This window comes from Streptomyces sp. NBC_01283 (assembly GCF_041435335.1).
Classification (GTDB): Bacteria; Actinomycetota; Actinomycetes; order Streptomycetales; family Streptomycetaceae; genus Streptomyces.
This window is the reverse complement of record NZ_CP108430.1, coordinates 1,141,670-1,157,202: the sequence shown is the minus strand read 5'-3', so window position 1 is coordinate 1,157,202 and position 15,533 is coordinate 1,141,670. Positions and strand designations below refer to the sequence as shown.

14 protein-coding genes and 1 riboswitch are annotated in these 15,533 nt (G+C 71.8%); of the genes, 7 read left to right on the top strand and 7 right to left on the bottom strand.

The genetic code is table 11. The features are described from left to right. Positions 1 to 18: 18 nt before the first annotated feature. Both OG302_RS05425 and OG302_RS05420 read right to left on the bottom strand, forming a co-directional pair. Entirely contained in the window at positions 19 to 552 is a 534-nt protein-coding gene (locus OG302_RS05425; protein WP_371525671.1) for a DinB family protein, read from the bottom strand. After that, positions 549 to 1,298 carry a glutathione S-transferase family protein gene (locus OG302_RS05420; RefSeq protein WP_371525670.1) on the bottom strand — a complete coding sequence of 250 codons (750 nt, stop codon included), beginning with the start codon at positions 1,296 to 1,298 and terminating at the stop codon, positions 549 to 551. The genes OG302_RS05425 and OG302_RS05420 overlap by 4 nt, the downstream gene beginning before the upstream one ends. A gap of 621 nt (positions 1,299 to 1,919) precedes the next feature. Next, a riboswitch (SAM riboswitch) is annotated at positions 1,920 to 2,033 on the top strand. 47 nt (positions 2,034 to 2,080) lie between these two features. On the opposite strand from OG302_RS05420, the gene OG302_RS05415 reads away from it, so the two are divergent. From OG302_RS05415 to OG302_RS05400, 4 genes are all read left to right on the top strand, one after another. Continuing rightward, positions 2,081 to 2,227 carry a putative leader peptide gene (locus tag OG302_RS05415; RefSeq protein ID WP_371525669.1) on the top strand — a complete coding sequence of 49 codons (147 nt, stop codon included), beginning with the start codon at positions 2,081 to 2,083 and terminating at the stop codon, positions 2,225 to 2,227. 76 nt (positions 2,228 to 2,303) lie between these two features. Further along, on the top strand, positions 2,304 to 3,569 hold the full coding sequence (locus OG302_RS05410; RefSeq protein WP_371525668.1) for an LLM class flavin-dependent oxidoreductase: 1,266 nt from the start codon (positions 2,304 to 2,306) through the stop codon (positions 3,567 to 3,569). A gap of 19 nt (positions 3,570 to 3,588) precedes the next feature. After that, the gene (locus OG302_RS05405) at positions 3,589 to 5,034 is read left to right on the top strand and encodes an NtaA/DmoA family FMN-dependent monooxygenase (protein ID WP_371525667.1); all 1,446 of its coding nucleotides are present in this window, start codon (positions 3,589 to 3,591) and stop codon (positions 5,032 to 5,034) included. Positions 5,035 to 5,048: 14 nt separating this feature from the next. After that, positions 5,049 to 6,176: an LLM class flavin-dependent oxidoreductase gene (locus tag OG302_RS05400; RefSeq protein ID WP_371525666.1), complete on the top strand. Its 1,128-nt coding sequence runs from the start codon at positions 5,049 to 5,051 to the stop codon at positions 6,174 to 6,176. Between the two features lie 271 nt (positions 6,177 to 6,447). On the opposite strand, the gene OG302_RS05395 is transcribed toward OG302_RS05400, so the two are convergent. Beyond that, positions 6,448 to 7,674, bottom strand: a complete 1,227-nt coding sequence (locus OG302_RS05395; protein ID WP_371525665.1) for a PucR family transcriptional regulator — start codon at positions 7,672 to 7,674, stop codon at positions 6,448 to 6,450. 172 nt (positions 7,675 to 7,846) lie between these two features. Between OG302_RS05395 and OG302_RS05390 the strand changes: the two genes are divergently transcribed. Both OG302_RS05390 and OG302_RS05385 read left to right on the top strand, forming a co-directional pair. After that, positions 7,847 to 9,019 carry a lactate 2-monooxygenase gene (locus OG302_RS05390; protein ID WP_371525664.1) on the top strand — a complete coding sequence of 391 codons (1,173 nt, stop codon included), beginning with the start codon at positions 7,847 to 7,849 and terminating at the stop codon, positions 9,017 to 9,019. After that, positions 9,016 to 9,993, top strand: coding sequence for a 2-hydroxyacid dehydrogenase (locus OG302_RS05385; RefSeq protein ID WP_371525663.1), 978 nt, complete (start codon positions 9,016 to 9,018; stop codon positions 9,991 to 9,993). The genes OG302_RS05390 and OG302_RS05385 overlap by 4 nt, the downstream gene beginning before the upstream one ends. Before the next feature lie 66 nt (positions 9,994 to 10,059). Here OG302_RS05385 and OG302_RS05380 read toward each other — a convergent pair whose 3' ends face one another. Together OG302_RS05380 and OG302_RS05375 are read right to left on the bottom strand one after the other, a co-directional pair. Further along, entirely contained in the window at positions 10,060 to 10,881 is an 822-nt protein-coding gene (locus OG302_RS05380; RefSeq protein ID WP_371525662.1) for an endonuclease I family protein, read from the bottom strand. A gap of 243 nt (positions 10,882 to 11,124) precedes the next feature. Continuing rightward, positions 11,125 to 11,715: a TetR/AcrR family transcriptional regulator gene (locus OG302_RS05375; protein WP_371525661.1), complete on the bottom strand. Its 591-nt coding sequence runs from the start codon at positions 11,713 to 11,715 to the stop codon at positions 11,125 to 11,127. 104 nt (positions 11,716 to 11,819) lie between these two features. Between OG302_RS05375 and OG302_RS05370 the strand changes: the two genes are divergently transcribed. After that, positions 11,820 to 13,256, top strand: coding sequence for an aldehyde dehydrogenase family protein (locus tag OG302_RS05370; protein WP_371525660.1), 1,437 nt, complete (start codon positions 11,820 to 11,822; stop codon positions 13,254 to 13,256). 25 nt (positions 13,257 to 13,281) lie between these two features. On the opposite strand, the gene OG302_RS05365 is transcribed toward OG302_RS05370, so the two are convergent. After that, positions 13,282 to 14,064, bottom strand: a complete 783-nt coding sequence (locus OG302_RS05365) for a thioesterase family protein (protein ID WP_371525659.1) — start codon at positions 14,062 to 14,064, stop codon at positions 13,282 to 13,284. Between the two features lie 113 nt (positions 14,065 to 14,177). Continuing rightward, the gene (locus OG302_RS05360; protein WP_371525658.1) at positions 14,178 to 15,401 is read right to left on the bottom strand and encodes an acyl-CoA dehydrogenase; all 1,224 of its coding nucleotides are present in this window, start codon (positions 15,399 to 15,401) and stop codon (positions 14,178 to 14,180) included. Between the last annotated feature and the right edge of the window lie 132 nt (positions 15,402 to 15,533).

The following is a 15,533-nucleotide window of genomic DNA, read 5'->3' as shown; positions in this document are numbered from 1 at the left end:
TCCGCGCCGCCCGCCCGCTCACCGGTCCAGCCGGCGCGCGACGCGCAGCAGGCGGAGTTGGCCGATCTCGGCGGCGTTCTTCATCAGCTCGGAGTTCACCCAGGCGAGCATGTCGGCCACGGTGTGCCCGGAGTCGTACTGCCAGGGAAACGGCGCGGTGGCGTCCAGGGCGGCGTCGTCGAGCCGGTCGAGCACCGCCAGCCAGTCCGTACGCAGGTCACGCAGCCACTCGACCGCTGCCTTGCCGCCACCTGGCCAGGTGATCTCGGTCCGCTCCCGCGGCGGTTGCCCCCGCGCGTGGTCGATCGTCACGCTCCACCACCAGCCGATGTGCCAGCTGATCCAGGCGATCGTCGGAACAGGGACGGGGTCGGGTTCGGTCTCCGCGAAGTCCGCCACCCACCCTCCGTCGCCGTCGGGCCGCATCGTCCAGCAGAGCGGGGCGGGCTCCCACAGGAAGTCCTCGGGTTCGAGCCGCTCCAGGTGGTACTCGAAGAGTGACCAGGTCAGGTCGAACTGCCCGCGGAGCAGCGTGTGTCGGGAATCGGTCACCGGGTGACCCTGGCACAGGGCCTCTCTGCCGGGGAAACGGATTTCGTGCCGCACTCGGGCGGGCTCTGCCGCCGCTCCGGTCCAACGGGGTGAGGGTGGTTGGCGTAGAAGGCCGGGTGGTCGCGCAGGCGGCGTACGTAGGCCTGCACGTCGGGGCGGGCATCAATGGCCTCGGCCGCGTCCGGGGTCCGGTGGACGAGCCGCGCCCACAAGTCCACGTCCGCCGCGGTGAGTTCCTCGCCCACCAGGTAGGCGTGGCAGGCCAGTCGGCGGTCGAGTTGGTCCAGCGTCGCGGGGGTGAGGGGGCCCGCGAGCTGCTCGTGCCAGGCGTCGATCCGTGCCGCGAGGGCCGGTGGGCGCAGCCGGGGCAGCGGGCCGCCGGCGTGTGCGGTGAAGCGGCAGGTCAGGTCGCGCAGGATGTCGGGGGTGTGATTGCTGACGACGTGCCCGCTCCATCGGTCGCACAGTGCGGGAACGGTCGGCGGACCGTCGAAGTGGTGCTCGGTGGCCTCGTAGTGGCGGTGTAGGTCGGCGTGGGCCGCCGTGGTGGTGTCCGGTGTCAGGAGCGTCGTGGTGACCGCGTTCCTGAGCCCGAGCAGGTCGAGGGTGATCGAGACGCGCAGGGAGCCCGTACATCCGGCCGAGAGGTACAGGTGATAGCGGTGGGGCGCCGGGTAGAAGCCGCCCGCGAGATCGGCTCCGATGCGGCTGCGGATCAGCGGGCGGTGCGACGTGGTCTCGGGCATGGCTCTCCAGACAGGTGAGGGGGCGCCCGCGGCGCTCGGCGCCGGCGGGACGGCGGGGGAGAGAGCGGGGGGAGAGGGGGCGGGGCAGCAGAGGGCCGCGGATGATCGCGGAGAGCCGGAGCGATGACGCGAGCCCTTGCCTTCCGGGTGGGCGACCGGCTCTTCCGCGGTGACGTCAGACGGCTGGAGCCGAGGCGCTGCACACGCGCAGCAGGTCGATGTGCAGCCGCCTGGTCAGGACGTGGGGGCGGGGTCTGGGTGCGGACAGGGGGGATCGCGGGGTGCTGTTCCTCGCGGCGACCGCCCTGGACATGTTCACCAGCCCTGCTTTCGAGGCCCGTTGTACCCGGAGTTGCACCCGGAGCCGATGGCCCGCTCGGGGACCCGCTCGAGACCGTCCCCGGAAGTCTGGGTCCGGGGTTCCCCCGCCGTCAAGAAGGCCTGTGGAACTCCCCGACCCCCACGGATCTCCCTGGAACTCCCCGGACGGCAGCGGAACAGAAGGCGTGGCCCGCCGGTTGACCCTGACGGAGTCCCACGCAGAGACACGTACGGCGATGTGAGCCCGGCCATGATCCACGGGCATTGCGCACGGCTACGACCTCACGTAACGTCCGAGAAGGTTACGAGTGTCAGCGTCAAGCCCTGGCTTGCTGACCGGCAACCCTCCCTCGCGGCGGGGTGCTCCAGGTGAGGACCAGGCGGTTCCCGGCCAGGGTTCCGCAAGCGCGAGACAGGCCGGGCTCCGGGCCCGCCGAGCCGGAAGGGCGGAGGTGACGCACATGCCACTGGTGCCGCCCGTGCCTGCGCCCGCGCCGCCCGTTCCCGCGCCGCGCGTCCTGGTGATCGCCCCCAGCCGCCAGGTGCATCTGTACTCCCGGCCGCACATCGACCTGCAGCGTGTCGCCGGCGCGCTCTGTCGTTCCTGACCCGTCACCCCGCCGCCGCACCCTCGGAGCCGAGGGGCCGGTGTTCTCGTACGGTCGATCAGGAAGGCACTCCTCCGTGTCGTCATCACCTTCACCTTCATCCGCCCTGCCCTTTTCCGCTGACTCCGCTCCTCCGGCCGCGCTGCACCTCGCCGTCGCGCTCGACGGCGCGGGCTGGCACCCGGCCGCCTGGCGCGAACCGGTCGCCCGGCCAGGGGAGTTGTTCACCGCCCGGTACTGGGCCGATCTGGTCACCGAGGCCGAGCGCGGTCTGCTCGACTTCGTGACGATCGAGGACGGGCTCGGACTCCAGTCCTCCCACTTCACCGAGCCCGACGGACGCACCGATCAGGTCCGCGGACGGCTCGACGCCGTCCTCATCGCCGCCCGCGTCGCGCCGCTGACCAGCCACATCGGTCTGGTGCCGACAGTGGTGGCCACCCACACCGAGCCCTTCCACATATCCAAGGCGATCGCCACGCTCGACTACGTGAGCACGGGCCGTGCGGGCGTACGCGTGCAGGTCTCGGCGCGCCGCAACGAGGCCGCGCACTTCGGACGCCGCACGCTGCCCGCCTTCGAGGACGTCGAGGATCTCGGCAGGCCGGAGGTACGGGAGTTGACCGCCGACCTCTTCGACGAGGCGGCCGACTACGCCGAAGCCGTGCGCCGCCTCTGGGACAGCTGGGAGGACGACGCGGAGATCCGGGACGTCGCCACCGGCCGCTTCATCGACCGCGACAAGCTGCACTACATCGACTTCGAGGGAAAGCACTTCAGCGTCAAGGGTCCCTCGATCACACCCCGGCCGCCGCAGGGCCGGCCCCTCGTCAGCGCGCTCGCCCACGAGGGCCCGACCGACGCACCGTTCCGCCTCCTCGGCCGCTCCGCGGACCTCGGATACGTCACCCCGCGCGACGCCGGGCACGCACACGCCATCGTCACGGCGGTCCGCGCCGAACAGGACGCGGCCGGACGCGGCGACGAGCCCCTGCACCTCTTCGGCGACCTGGTGGTGTTCCTCGACGACGCCCCGGCCGCCGCCGCGGCCCGCCGGGAACGGCTGGATTCCCTCGCCGGGCAGCCGTACACCAGCGACGCGCGCATCTTCACGGGCACGCCCGCTCAACTGGCCGATCTGCTCGCAGAGTTGGCGCAGGCCGGGCTCACCGGTTTCCGGCTGCGCCCCGCCGTCGTCGGCCACGACCTCCCGGCGATCACCCGGGGCCTGGTGCCCGAACTCCAGCGCCGCGGCGTCTTCCGCCGCGCGTACGAGGCCGACACCCTGCGCGGTCTGCTGGGCCTCGCCCGCCCCGCGAGCCGCTACGCCGCCACCGCCTGAGCGGGAAAGGACCACCGACATGAGCAAGTCAACGTCACCGGACAAGCCGCTCAAGCAGATCCACCTCGCGGCGCATTTCCCGGGCGTCAACAACACCACCGTGTGGAGCGACCCCGAAGCCGGAAGCCACATCGAGTTCAGCTCCTTCGCGCACTTCGCACGCACCGCCGAGCGCGCCAAATTCGACTTCCTGTTCCTCGCCGAGGGACTGCGGCTGCGCGAACAGGGCGGCCAGATCTACGACTTGGACGTCGTCGGACGGCCCGACACCTTCGCCGTCCTCACCGCGCTCGCCGCCGTCACCGAGCACCTCGGCCTTACCGGCACCATCAACTCCACCTTCAACGAGCCCTATGAGGTGGCCCGCCAGTTCGCCAGTCTCGACCACCTCTCGGACGGCCGCGCCGCCTGGAACGTCGTGACCTCATGGGACGCCTTCACCGGCGAGAACTTCCGTCGCGGCGGATTCCTCCCGCAGGAGGAGCGGTACTCCAGGGCGAAGGAATTCCTCACCACGGCACACGAGCTCTTCGACTCCTGGCGCGGGGACGAGATCCTCGCCGACCAGGAGACCGGCACCTTCCTGAATGACGCCAAGGTGGGCGCCTTCGTGCACCAGGGCCGGCACTTCGACATCCAGGGGCAGTTCAACGTCCCGCGCAGTCCCCAGGGGCGCCCGGTCATCTTCCAGGCGGGCGACTCGGAGGAGGGGCGGGAGTTCGCCGCCGAGGGCGCTGACGCGATCTTCAGCCGGTACAGCACCCTCGAAGAGGGGCAGGCGTTCTACACGGACGTCAAGGGACGCCTGGCCCGTCACGGCCGCACCCACGACCAGTTGCTCATCCTGCCCGCCGCGACCTTCGTCCTCGGCGACACGGACGCCGAGGCGGAGGAACTCTCCCGGGAGGTGCGGCGCAAGCAGGTCAGCGGCGCCACGGCGATCAAGCACCTGGAGTTCGTCTGGAACCGCGACCTCTCCGCGTACGACCCGGAGGGTCCGCTGCCCGACATCGACCCGGACCTCGGCGAGCACACCGTCGCGCGCGGCCGGGCCCAAGTGCGGATGTACCGTGACCCGCTGGCCACCGCCCGGGAGTGGCGCGAGCTCGCGGCCGCGAACAAGTGGTCCATCCGCGACCTCGTCATCGAGACCGGCAACCGGCAGTCCTTCGTCGGCTCCCCGGCCACCGTCGCCGAGGCGATCAACTCCTTCGTCCAGGCCGACGCGTCCGACGGGTTCATCCTCGTCCCGCACATCACCCCCGGCGGCCTCGACGCCTTCGCCGACACCGTGGTCCCGCTGCTCCAGGAGCGCGGCGTCTTCCGTACGGAGTACGAGGGCACCACCCTGCGCGACCACCTGGGCCTGGCCCACCCCGACGCCACGCCGAGCATCCCCGAGCCCGTATCCGTCCCCACGCCCGATCCCGCACCTACGTCCGTGCCCGCGTCGGCCGGTCGCTGAGGAGGACCACACACATGCCAGCCATCCCTCTCGGCGTCCTTGACCTGGTCCCGGTCTCGTCCGGCTCCACCGCGGCCGAAGCGCTCCACAACTCCATCGATCTGGCCCGGCAGACCGAGCGATTCGGCTACGCCCGCTACTGGTTCGCCGAGCACCACCTCAACCCGGGCGTGGCAGGAACCTCACCCGCGGTCGTCCTCGCCCTGACCGCCGCCGCGACCTCCACGATCCGGCTCGGGGCCGGCGCCGTACAGCTCGGTCACCGCACCGCGCTCTCCACGGTCGAGGAGTTCGGCCTGATCGACGCCCTGCATCCCGGACGCCTCGACCTGGGACTCGGCCGCTCCGGCGGCAAACCACCCGGTACGCCCCCCGCCGCGCCGCCGACCGTGACCCCCGTCGTCGACGGTCACGCGCCCAACGGGCTGCGGATCCCGCCGCGTTTCTCCTACGAGCATCTGCTGGGTTCGCCCCGCGTCGCCCTCCAGCGCAAGCTGCTCCAGCAGCCGCACGCGCAGGCGCAGGACTACGGGGAGCAGGTCGACGACATCCTCGCGCTGCTCGCGGGGACGTACCGGTCCGCTGACGGCATCGAGGCGCATGTCGTCCCCGGTGAGGGCGCCGACATCCAGGTGTGGATCCTGGGCAGCAGCGGCGGCCAGAGCGCGGACGTCGCGGGCCGCAATGGCCTGCCCTTCGCCGCGAACTACCACGTCAGTCCGGGCACGGTCCTGGAGGCCGCGGAGGGCTACCGTGCCGCGTTCGAGCCCTCCGACATACTCGACAAGCCCTATGTCAGCGTCTCCGCCGACGTCGTCGTCGCCGAGGACGACGAGACCGCCCGCGAACTCGCCGCTGGCTACGGCCCGTGGGTCCGCAGCATTCGCACGGCCGAGGGCGCCATCCAGTACCCCACGCCGGCCGAGGCACGCGAGCATACCTGGACCGACGCGGACCGGGCGCTCGTCGAGGACCGCACGGAAACCCAGTTCACCGGCTCCCCGGCACGCGTCGCGGACCTCCTGGAACAGCTCCAGGAAGCCACCGGGGCCGACGAGTTGCTCATCACCACGATCACCCACGGCCACGCCGACCGGGTGCGTTCCTACGAGCTGCTCGCCGAGGAGTGGCGGCGCAGGTGACGGGACCGTCCGCCGGGCGAAGGGCCGCCCGGCGGACGGTTGCGGGAGCCCGCGTCAGGCGATGGGCCAGCAGTTGCGCCCCAGGTGAGAGGGCCGCTACGGGGGTCTGGGCTGCTGGGTTGTGCGGTCGAGGGTGGCCGGGTGACTGGGATCGTGGCTGCATCTGGATAGGTGAACCAGGTCTGTGCGCGGGGGCGTTGGGCCGCGATCGTGCGCCGGGGAGGGGAGACCGCGCATCGGGGGAGGCGAGGCCGTACGCCTGCCCTCGTCGTCATCGGGCGGGCCCCTGCCCGCCCCGGCCCCCGAGCACGATCGTGCGGGCGATGTCCAGGGTGAGGCGCTGCCAGGGGTCCTGGGGGTCGCGGGACGTGATGTCCCGGACGCGGCGGAGGCGGTAGCGCACGGACTGCGGGTGGAGGTGGAGTTCGCGGGCCGCGGCGTTGGCGGAGCCGGTGTCGATGTACGCGGTGAGGGCTTCCAGGAGGTGGCGCTGGGCGCCGTCGACGAGGTGGCCGAGGACGAGGCGGCCGATCTGGTCGGGGCTCACCACGGGGTGGCCCGCGAGCAGGGCAAGGACGTGTGCGTCGGCGTCGGTGAGGACCCGGTCGGGGTGATGGGCGTGCGGGGGAGCGGCGTCCAGGGAGCCCGCGGCGAGCCGGTGGGCGACCGCGACGCGGTCCAGGCTCTCGCCCGAGATCACGCAGCCGCGCCAGGCGTGCCTGCGCAGGACGTCCGGCGCGGCGTCGGCGGAGCCGGCGGGCAGGAGCAGGACGGCGCGCGAACCGTGGGTCGTCGCCAGGGAGGTCGTCGCCGGGGACGTTCCCGGCGCCCCGCCGCCACCGAGGGCCGTGAGCAGGGCGGTGGACGTGGTCAGCGAGATGTCGGACGTGCCGCTGTCCAGGGCCCTGGTGTCCACCGGCTCCGCAACCAACAGGCAGTAACGCTCGGGTAGTTGAACGCCCAGGCGGGATGCCCTGGCGCCGAGCGCGCCCAACGACGCGTGCCGGCCGGCGATCAGGTCGTCGAGCAGCAGTTGGAGTGATCGGTCGCGGTCACCCGTGAGGCGCTCACTGGTGGCCGCGTACGCCGTCGTCATCTCCTCGGAGATGGTGTCCATGGCGGTGAGCAGCAGCTGTGTGAGGGCGAAGGCATCCTGCGCGGACAGGTGCGGGGCGCGGGCGGCGACCTCGTCCGCGAGCACCGCGGCGGCGACCCGGTAGGCGCGGAGCACGGCCTGCAGGGGGCGGCCGTCCGCCGCCCGCGCCGCCGCGATCCCGCGGAAGCGCCGCAGATCCCCGGGGCCGATCGCCCCGCCCGTGACCCAGTGGTCCAGGAGGCGGTCCGTCGCCCACGCCGCGATGGCCCGCACCTCCGGGAACCTGCTTCCGTCCAGCGCCGTATACGCCGGAACCTGTTCGTGCACCGCGTCGACGACCGCCTCGACGAGGTGGGGGTCGGCCAGGAGTTCCTGCCGGACACGCTCCCGCTTGTTTGTCACAAGGTGATAGTCCCATCGGAAAAGGGTGCGTACGACCATGGACGGGGCTTGTCACTGTGGCAAGGATCGTCGGGTGGGCTGTGCCCTCTCAGGCCCTCTCAGGCCCTCTGCACTCCCGCGCCCTAGCACGCAGCCTCAGGCAGTCTCACGGACACCGGACGGGACCCACCACATGACGAAGCCGAACTGGGCGGACTTCCAGTACGAGATCTATCTCAACGGCATGACGGGCGCCGTACCCCGACTGCCCACCGACCTGACCCGCCTGGAGGAGCTGACCGAGCAGCGCCTCGGCCCGGGACCGGTCGGCTATGTCTCCGGAAGCGCGGGCAACGGCAGCACCGCCCGCGCCAACCGCGAGTCCCTGGAACGGCGCCGGATCGTGCCCCGCGTGCTGCGCGACGTACAGGAGCGCGATCTGTCCGTGGAGGTGCTCGGCCACCGGCTGCCCGCGCCGCTCGCCCTCGCCCCGGTCGGCGTCCTGTCGATCATGCACCCGGAGGGCGAGTCCGCCGCGGCCCGTGCGGCAGCGGCCCGCGGCGTCCCGTACATCCTGTCCTCGGCCTCCAGCACCCCCATGGAGCAGGTCGCCGAGGAGATGGGGGACGCACAGCGGTGGTTCCAGCTGTACTGGGCCAAGGACCGCGACGTCACCAAGAGCTTCCTCGACCGGGCGAAGGCCTCGGGCTTCACGGCCCTGGTGGTCACGCTCGACACACCGCTCCTCGCCTGGCGGCCGCGCGACCTCGACCAGGCGTACCTGCCCTTCCTGCACGGCGTGGGGACCGCCAACTACTTCAGCGACCCGGCGTTCCGGGCAGGTCTCGCCAAACCGGTGCACGAGGACCCGAACGCGGCCGTGATGCACTTCGTCGGGATGTTCGCCGACCCCGCGAAGACCTGGCCGGACCTGGCGTTCCTGCGCGAGAACTGGGACGGTCCGATCGTGCTCAAGGGGATCCTGCACCCGGACGACGCCCGCCGCGCCGCCGACGCGGGCATGGACGGAGTGGTGGTCTCCAACCACGGCGGCCGGCAGGTCGCGGGTTCCGTCGCGGCGGCCGACGCGCTGCCCCGCGTGGTGGAGGCGGTCGGCGACCGGCTCTCCGTCCTGTTCGACAGCGGGATCCGCACCGGCGACGACATCTTCAAGGCACTCGCCCTCGGCGCCGAGGCCGTGCTCGTCGGACGGCCGTACGCCTATGGGCTCGGCCTCGACGGCCAGGCAGGCGTCGACCACGTGATCCGCTGTCTGCTCGCCGAGCTCGACCTCACCCTGGCCCTGTCCGGGCACGCCGGGCCGGCCACCCTCACCCCTGACGACCTGATCGAGGAGATCGCATGACCGCCGTGAAGAACGTCCTCGCCATCGTCTCGCCCCACATGGGCGGCCGCGCCGCGGGAGGCGCCCTCGCCGGGCTGCTGCCCGCGACGGCGCATGTCACCGTCGTCGAGTCGGCCGACGAGGACCCCGCGGCCCTGCGCGCGGCACACGTCATCATCACCGCCCTCGCCCCGGTCACGGCCGAACACATCGCGGCGGCGCCCGACCTGGAAGTCGTCCAGTGCGCGAGCCACGGCTTCGACTACGTCGACGTGGACGCCGCCCGCGCCCGCGGGATCTTCGTCTGTTCGATCGGCTCCAGCGGGGCCGAGAAGCAGAACGTCGCCGAGCAGACCTTCGCCCTGATGCTGGCCCTCGCCAAGCAGCTGATCCCGGCGCACACCGCTCTCACCGAGGCCGACTGGGCGCTGCCCCGCCTCCAGCAGTCCATCACGGAGCTCTCCGGAAAGACGCTCGGCATCGTCGGACTCGGCCACATCGGCGAGGAAGTCGCCCGCCGGGCGGTCGTGTTCGACATGAGCATCGTCTACGCGGGACCGAGGCCGGTGAGCGCCGAGATGGAGGCCGGCCTCGGCGGGGCGCGGCACGTCGAACTCGACGAACTGCTCCGTACGTCCGACTACGTCAGCCTGCACGCCCCGCTGACGCCGGACACCCGCCATCTCCTGGACGCCGAACGCCTGGCCCTCCTGAAGCCGACGGCCTTCGTCGTCAACACCTCACGCGGCGCGCTCATCGACCAGGATGCCCTCGCCGACGCCCTCACGGCAGGCACGCTGGCCGGAGCGGGCATCGACGTCTTCGACCCCGAACCGCCCACCGCCGCCCTGCGCCTGCTCAAGGCGCCGAACGTGGTGCTGTCCCCGCATGTCGCGGGCGTCACGCGCGAGACCCTCGTCCGCATCGGCCTCGCCGCGATCCAGAACGTGGCCGGCCACCTGGAGGGCAAGCCGCTGGGTGACGTGGTGTCCTGACGGTGCCTCAGTCGCTGGTTGTGGCGGCGCCCCAGGGCAGCTGCCACAACCAGCGACGACTGCGACCTACCAGATAGCTCCGACCCACTCGGGGTGGTCGATGAACGGGTTCCGGTTGTGCTGGAACTTGTCGAAGATGACCTGGTTGCGGTTCTTCTCGAACGTGTCCGGCGGGTCCTCGTCGCTCCACTGCTTCAGTACGGACAGCCGTCCGATGGCGGGGGCGCTGCCGTTGTCGACCTTGTCGTTGGGCTCCAGGTCGGCGAAGCCGTCCTCGCCGTCATAGCGCACGGCCATGTAGAGGATCATGCGGGCGACGTCGCCCTTGACGGCGTCACGGGGCTCGAAGGAGTCGGCGTCGGTGAAGTTGCCCGGCGCCTCGCCGACCTCGCTGCCGCCGTTGTCGAAGTCCTTGTTGCCGCGCGTGCTGTTGACGGACACATCCGCCGGGCGCAGGTGGTGGATGTCGGTGCCCGGGCCGGTCGCGGTGCCGAAGTCGCCGTGGGACTTGGCCCACACGTGCTCACGGTTCCACTGGTCCGGGTCGCCGCCGTTGCTGTCCTTGCTCTGTGAACGGCCGGTGTAGAGCAGAATCACGTTGCTGCCGTTGTCAGGGTCCGCGTCGGTGGTCTTCAGCGCGTCCCAGACCTGGTCGTACGACAGCTTGGTCTGGTCGCTGATGATCGTGTGCAGGGCGCTCTTCAGCTCCGGACCTGTCTTGCCGAGCGCGTCCTTGTAGTACGTGTCGTCATAGGCGCCGGCGGCTGCCGCGGTCGGCGTGGGGGCCGTGGTCGCGGCGTCGGCGGCGGCCGGGACGGTGATCCCGACGAGGACCGCGGCGGCGGTCATGGCCAGCGGTTTCCAGCGACGTATATGAGGGACGGGCATGTGGGGGTGTCCTCTCCCGGAGGCTCACGCACCGCGGATCCCTTCAACAGGACCCGCGTTCTACGCGAGTTGACAAGTGGGCCAACGGGAGAGTGGCACGGGTGGGCACGTCGCTGTATGAACGTTGTGGGTCGACTGTGTGACGATGTCGTGGACACGACATGCTGCGCGAATGGGTGGATCCCGGGACGGTGGATCCCGGGACGGTGGATCCCGGGACGGTGGATCTCAGGACGGTGGATCTCAGGGCGTGCGTACGCCGTCGAGCACGGCGGCGACGGTGCGGCGGGCGAAGTCGTCGTCCAGCGGCCGGCGGCGGAAGACGACGCGCAACCAGACCGCGCCGGCGAGCAGGTCCATGAGGAGCATTGTGTCGGTGCCGGGCGGCAGTTCGCCGCGCGCGACGGCGCGGTCGATCAGCGACTGCTCGCGTGTGAGGCGGTCGGCGAAGAAGCCCTGGATGTAGGTGGCGAGCCCGGGATCGCCCACGGCCGCTCCCAGCACGGACCGGGCGACGGCACCCGACGGCTGCGTGGTCAGCAGTCGGACGAGGCCGTCGACGAGGTGCTCCAGGTCGCCGCGGAGATGCCCGGTGTCGGCCATCGGTAGGTCCATGAGCGGCGCGTCGATGAGGGCGGCCCCCACGAGCGCGGACTTGGAGGGCCACCAGCGGTAGATCGTCGTCTTGTTGACGCCGGACTCCTCCGCGATGCCCTCGATCGTCATCGACTCGAAGCCGTCGCGCGCGAGGGCCTTCAAGGTGGCGTCGAAGATCTGCTGCTTGCGCCGCGGGCCGCCGCCCCGGGTGGCCTGCGGACGGTCGTTCGTCGTCATGGTGCGGAGTCTAACGCAACGCAACGGTGCGTTGCGTAAGGGAGGTTGAGAGGCTACGGTCGGCGAAACGCAACGCACCGTTGCGCTTGTGGGGAGGAGACGCCATGGAGCAGGTACTGCTCACCGACGGGGTGCGGGAGCCGGGCGCGAGCGGGGCGGGCGAACCGGCCGGCGGCGCCGCGGGGACCGTCGCCCGGCTGCGCGCGACGTTCGCCACGGGCCGGACGCGGCCGACGGCCTGGCGCCGACGGCAACTGCGCGCGCTGCGCGCCCTGTTGACCGAACAGGCGCCCGCGCTCACCGAGGCGCTCGCCCTCGACCTGGGCAAGAGCCCGGTGGAGACGCACACATCGGAGCTGGGATTCGTCGTCAACGAGATCGACCACACGCTGCGCCACCTGGAGCGCTGGCTGCGCCCGCGCCGCGTCCCGGTGCCCCTCACGCTGCTCCCGGCCCGTGCCCGGACGGTGCGCGAACCGCTCGGCGTGGTCCTCGTCATCAGCCCATGGAACTACCCGGTGATGCTCGGGCTCGCCCCTCTGGTGGGCGCCCTCGCCGCGGGGAACTGCGCCGTGCTCAAGCCGAGCGAACTGGCTCCGGCGACCTCCGCCGTGCTGGCCCGTCTGCTGCCCCGCCATCTGGACCCGGACGCCGTCGCGGTCGTCGAGGGCGCCGCGGAACGGACCACGGACCTCCTGGAACAGCGCTTCGACCACATCCTCTACACCGGCAACGGCACGGTGGGCCGCATCGTCATGACGGCCGCCGCCCGCCACCTCACCCCCGTCACCCTGGAACTGGGCGGAAAGTGCCCGGTGTTGGTCGAGCCGGGCACCGATCTGGCCGCCGCCGCGCGACGGATCGTCTGGGGCAAGTTCCTCAACGCGGGGCAGAGCTGCACCGCCCCCGACCACGTCCTGGCCATCGGCGGCACGGCAGGCCCGCTGGCCGACCACCTCGCCGACGCGATCACGTCCATGTACGGGACCGACCCCGCCCGCAGCCCCGACTACGGCCGCATCATCAACGACCGCCACTTCGACCGGCTCACCGCCCTGCTCGGCGACGGCCGCCCGGTGATCGGCGGCGAGCACGACCGGGCCACCCGCTATCTCGCGCCCACCGTGCTCGCCGACGTCGACCCGGACGCCCCCGTGATGGCCGAGGAGATCTTCGGCCCCATCCTGCCGGTCCTGTCCCTGCCCGACCTGGACACCGCCGTCGCGTTCGTCAACGCCCGCGCCAAGCCGCTCGCCCTCTACGCCTTCACGCCCCACCGGGAGACCCGGCGGCGACTGCTCACGGAAACATCGTCGGGCGCCGTGGGCTTCGGGCTCCCCAACGCCCATCTCACCCTGCCCGGGCTGCCCTTCGGCGGCGTGGGGGAGAGCGGCACCGGCAGCTACCACGGCCAGTACTCGATCGAGACCTTCAGCCACACGAAGGCCGTCCTGGACAAGCCGCTGCGGCCCGACACCGTGCGGGCCGTCTATCCGCCCTTCACGGCGGCCAAGGAGCGGTTGATCCGCCGCTTCACGTGATCGGGCGCCTCGGATGCCAAGTGGCCTACAGGGGACGGACGGTGAGGATCTGCTCCGCGTGGCCGACCGGGCCCGAGATGTCGTGCAGGACGGTGCTCGTGATGCCCTGGCCGGTCGGGCCGAAGGTGACCGTGGTGTCGAGTCCCGTCCAGCGGCCTTCCGGCTGGCGGTGGAGGTGGACGGTGAGGTCGACGTTGGGGAACATCCAGGTGGTGGGCGGCTGGCGAACGGCGATGCCGTTGGCGGTGTCCACGAGCGCGATGAACGACGCGAGGGGGCTCGCGGTCCGCCCGGCGACGAGGTCGAGACCGGTGGAGATCCAAGCCGTCGTACGGCCCGGCTGCGGCGGTCCGACGGGGCGTACGTCCACGGAGGCGATGTACCCGCCCGGCCATACGGACGCCATGTGCCAGGGCGCAAGATCCTCGGGATGCGTGAGCTTGTCGGCGCCGCCGCCCGCGACGGCGCTGGTGTCGCCGGAGGCGAGCAGCCAGGCACGCGCCCGGACCACCGGACGGCCGGCCATGAGCACGACGGCCTCGACCAGTTCGATGGTGCGGCCCGGCCGGATGGTCTCCACCCGGATCTCGCACTCGTCGAGGGCGAGCCGTCCGAGGATGTCGAAGCTGATCCGGGACAGGACCAGTCCGCTGTCGGGCCGCGCGGCCACGTACCGGTCGATGGCGTGGACGATGAGGCCGCCGAGCGGGCTGAAGTGCTGTTCGTCGACGTCCCAGGCGCCACCCGCGTGGAGCGTGGGCTTGTAGCGGTGCTCGTCGATGGGCTCGTAGTAGCTGCCGGTGTGCACGGTGCTTCCCTCTCGGCCTTGCGGGTACGGAGCGGGACGGCCACAGGGTGTCGAGCTGTACGGGTCCCAGTATCCGAAGATCGTACTGGCTGGGCGGGAAGGGGGGGCGACGGCTAGTGCAGGCCGTTGAGGTAGTGCTCCCCGATGTCGCGGAGGCGGTGCGCGGCCGAGCTGTGGGCCGTCAGGGCACGGGCGTTGCGCCAGAACCGGTCGAGGCCCGGGTCGGCCGAAGGGGCGGGCACGTCGGCGGTGAGTTCGAGGACGCGGGTGGTGATGTGCAGGGCGGACTGGGTGGTGACCGCTTCGGCCGCGCCCACGAGGAACGCGATGTCGGCGCGCTCGCCGGCGCCGAGCGCGGGGCCCGTCTCCAGGCCTCTGGCCAGCGCGTCCGTCGCGCGGTCCACCACCGCGGCCGCGCTGTGCGCGGCCGTCGCCAACTCTCCGTAGGCGAGCAGCAGATAGGGGTCCGTGGGCGGCGGCCCGCAGTCTCCGCCGGTGACGAGAGCCGCCGTCAGGGCGGGGCGCGGCAAGGCGCGGCTGATGTCGCGTGCCTCGGCCAGCGCGCCCTCCGCGTTGCCCAGACCGACCTGGACGAGCAGGAGGCGGCGGGTCAGCGGGGCGAGCGCGGTGAACGGTGAGATCTCGTGCTCGTCCACGGGGACCGTGCCGAGCACCTGGTGCGCCGCCACCGGTACGTCGTCGTAACTGACGCCGCCCGCACCGCTCAGGCGCTGCCCGAGCAGGTCGTGTGCCGGTTCGGCGCGCACGCCGGGGTGGGCCGGGTCCACGTGGACGACCACCCATTCGCCGTTGTCCGTGCGCCGCACGGTATGGACGAACCGGTCGGCGACGGCGACGCCCGCGGTCAGGGGGCGGCTGCCATGCAGGACGTATCCGTCGCCGGCCGGGGTGAGCGCGAGGTCGCTGCCCGTCTGCGCGTCCGGCAGCTCGATGTCGCCGCCCCAGAGCCACTGCTCGCCTACGGCACGCAGTTCGAGCGCGGCGGCGGCCTCGGGGGTGCCGAAGAGGCGCGGACTCCACGACAGGGAGTGGTGGTGTGCGAGGAGTTCGGCGATGGAGCTGTCCGCCGCCGCGATGTCCCTGACCGCGGTACACGCCGTGCGCCAGTCGCTGCCCCGGCCGTCCTGCCCGTCCTGTCCGTCCTGGCTGCCCAGGCCGTACGGGGTCAGGAGCGCCGGCAGTCCCGCCTCGCGCAGCCGCGAGACCTCGTCGACCGGAGGCTTGCCCGCCCGGTCGCGCAGGTCCGCGTCGACGGCGAGATCGTCGGCGAGTTCCCGGACGACGCGTGGCGAGGCGGAGGGGATCAGCGTTGTCACGGGGACGCCTCACAGATTCCTAGTTTCCCTACCTGATTGATAGGAATAGTGAATGTGAACTGACGCCGCGACAAGGGGGTGTTCAAGGGGCGGACCGCGGTGTCTCGCAAGGTGGGATCGAGATGGCCGTTC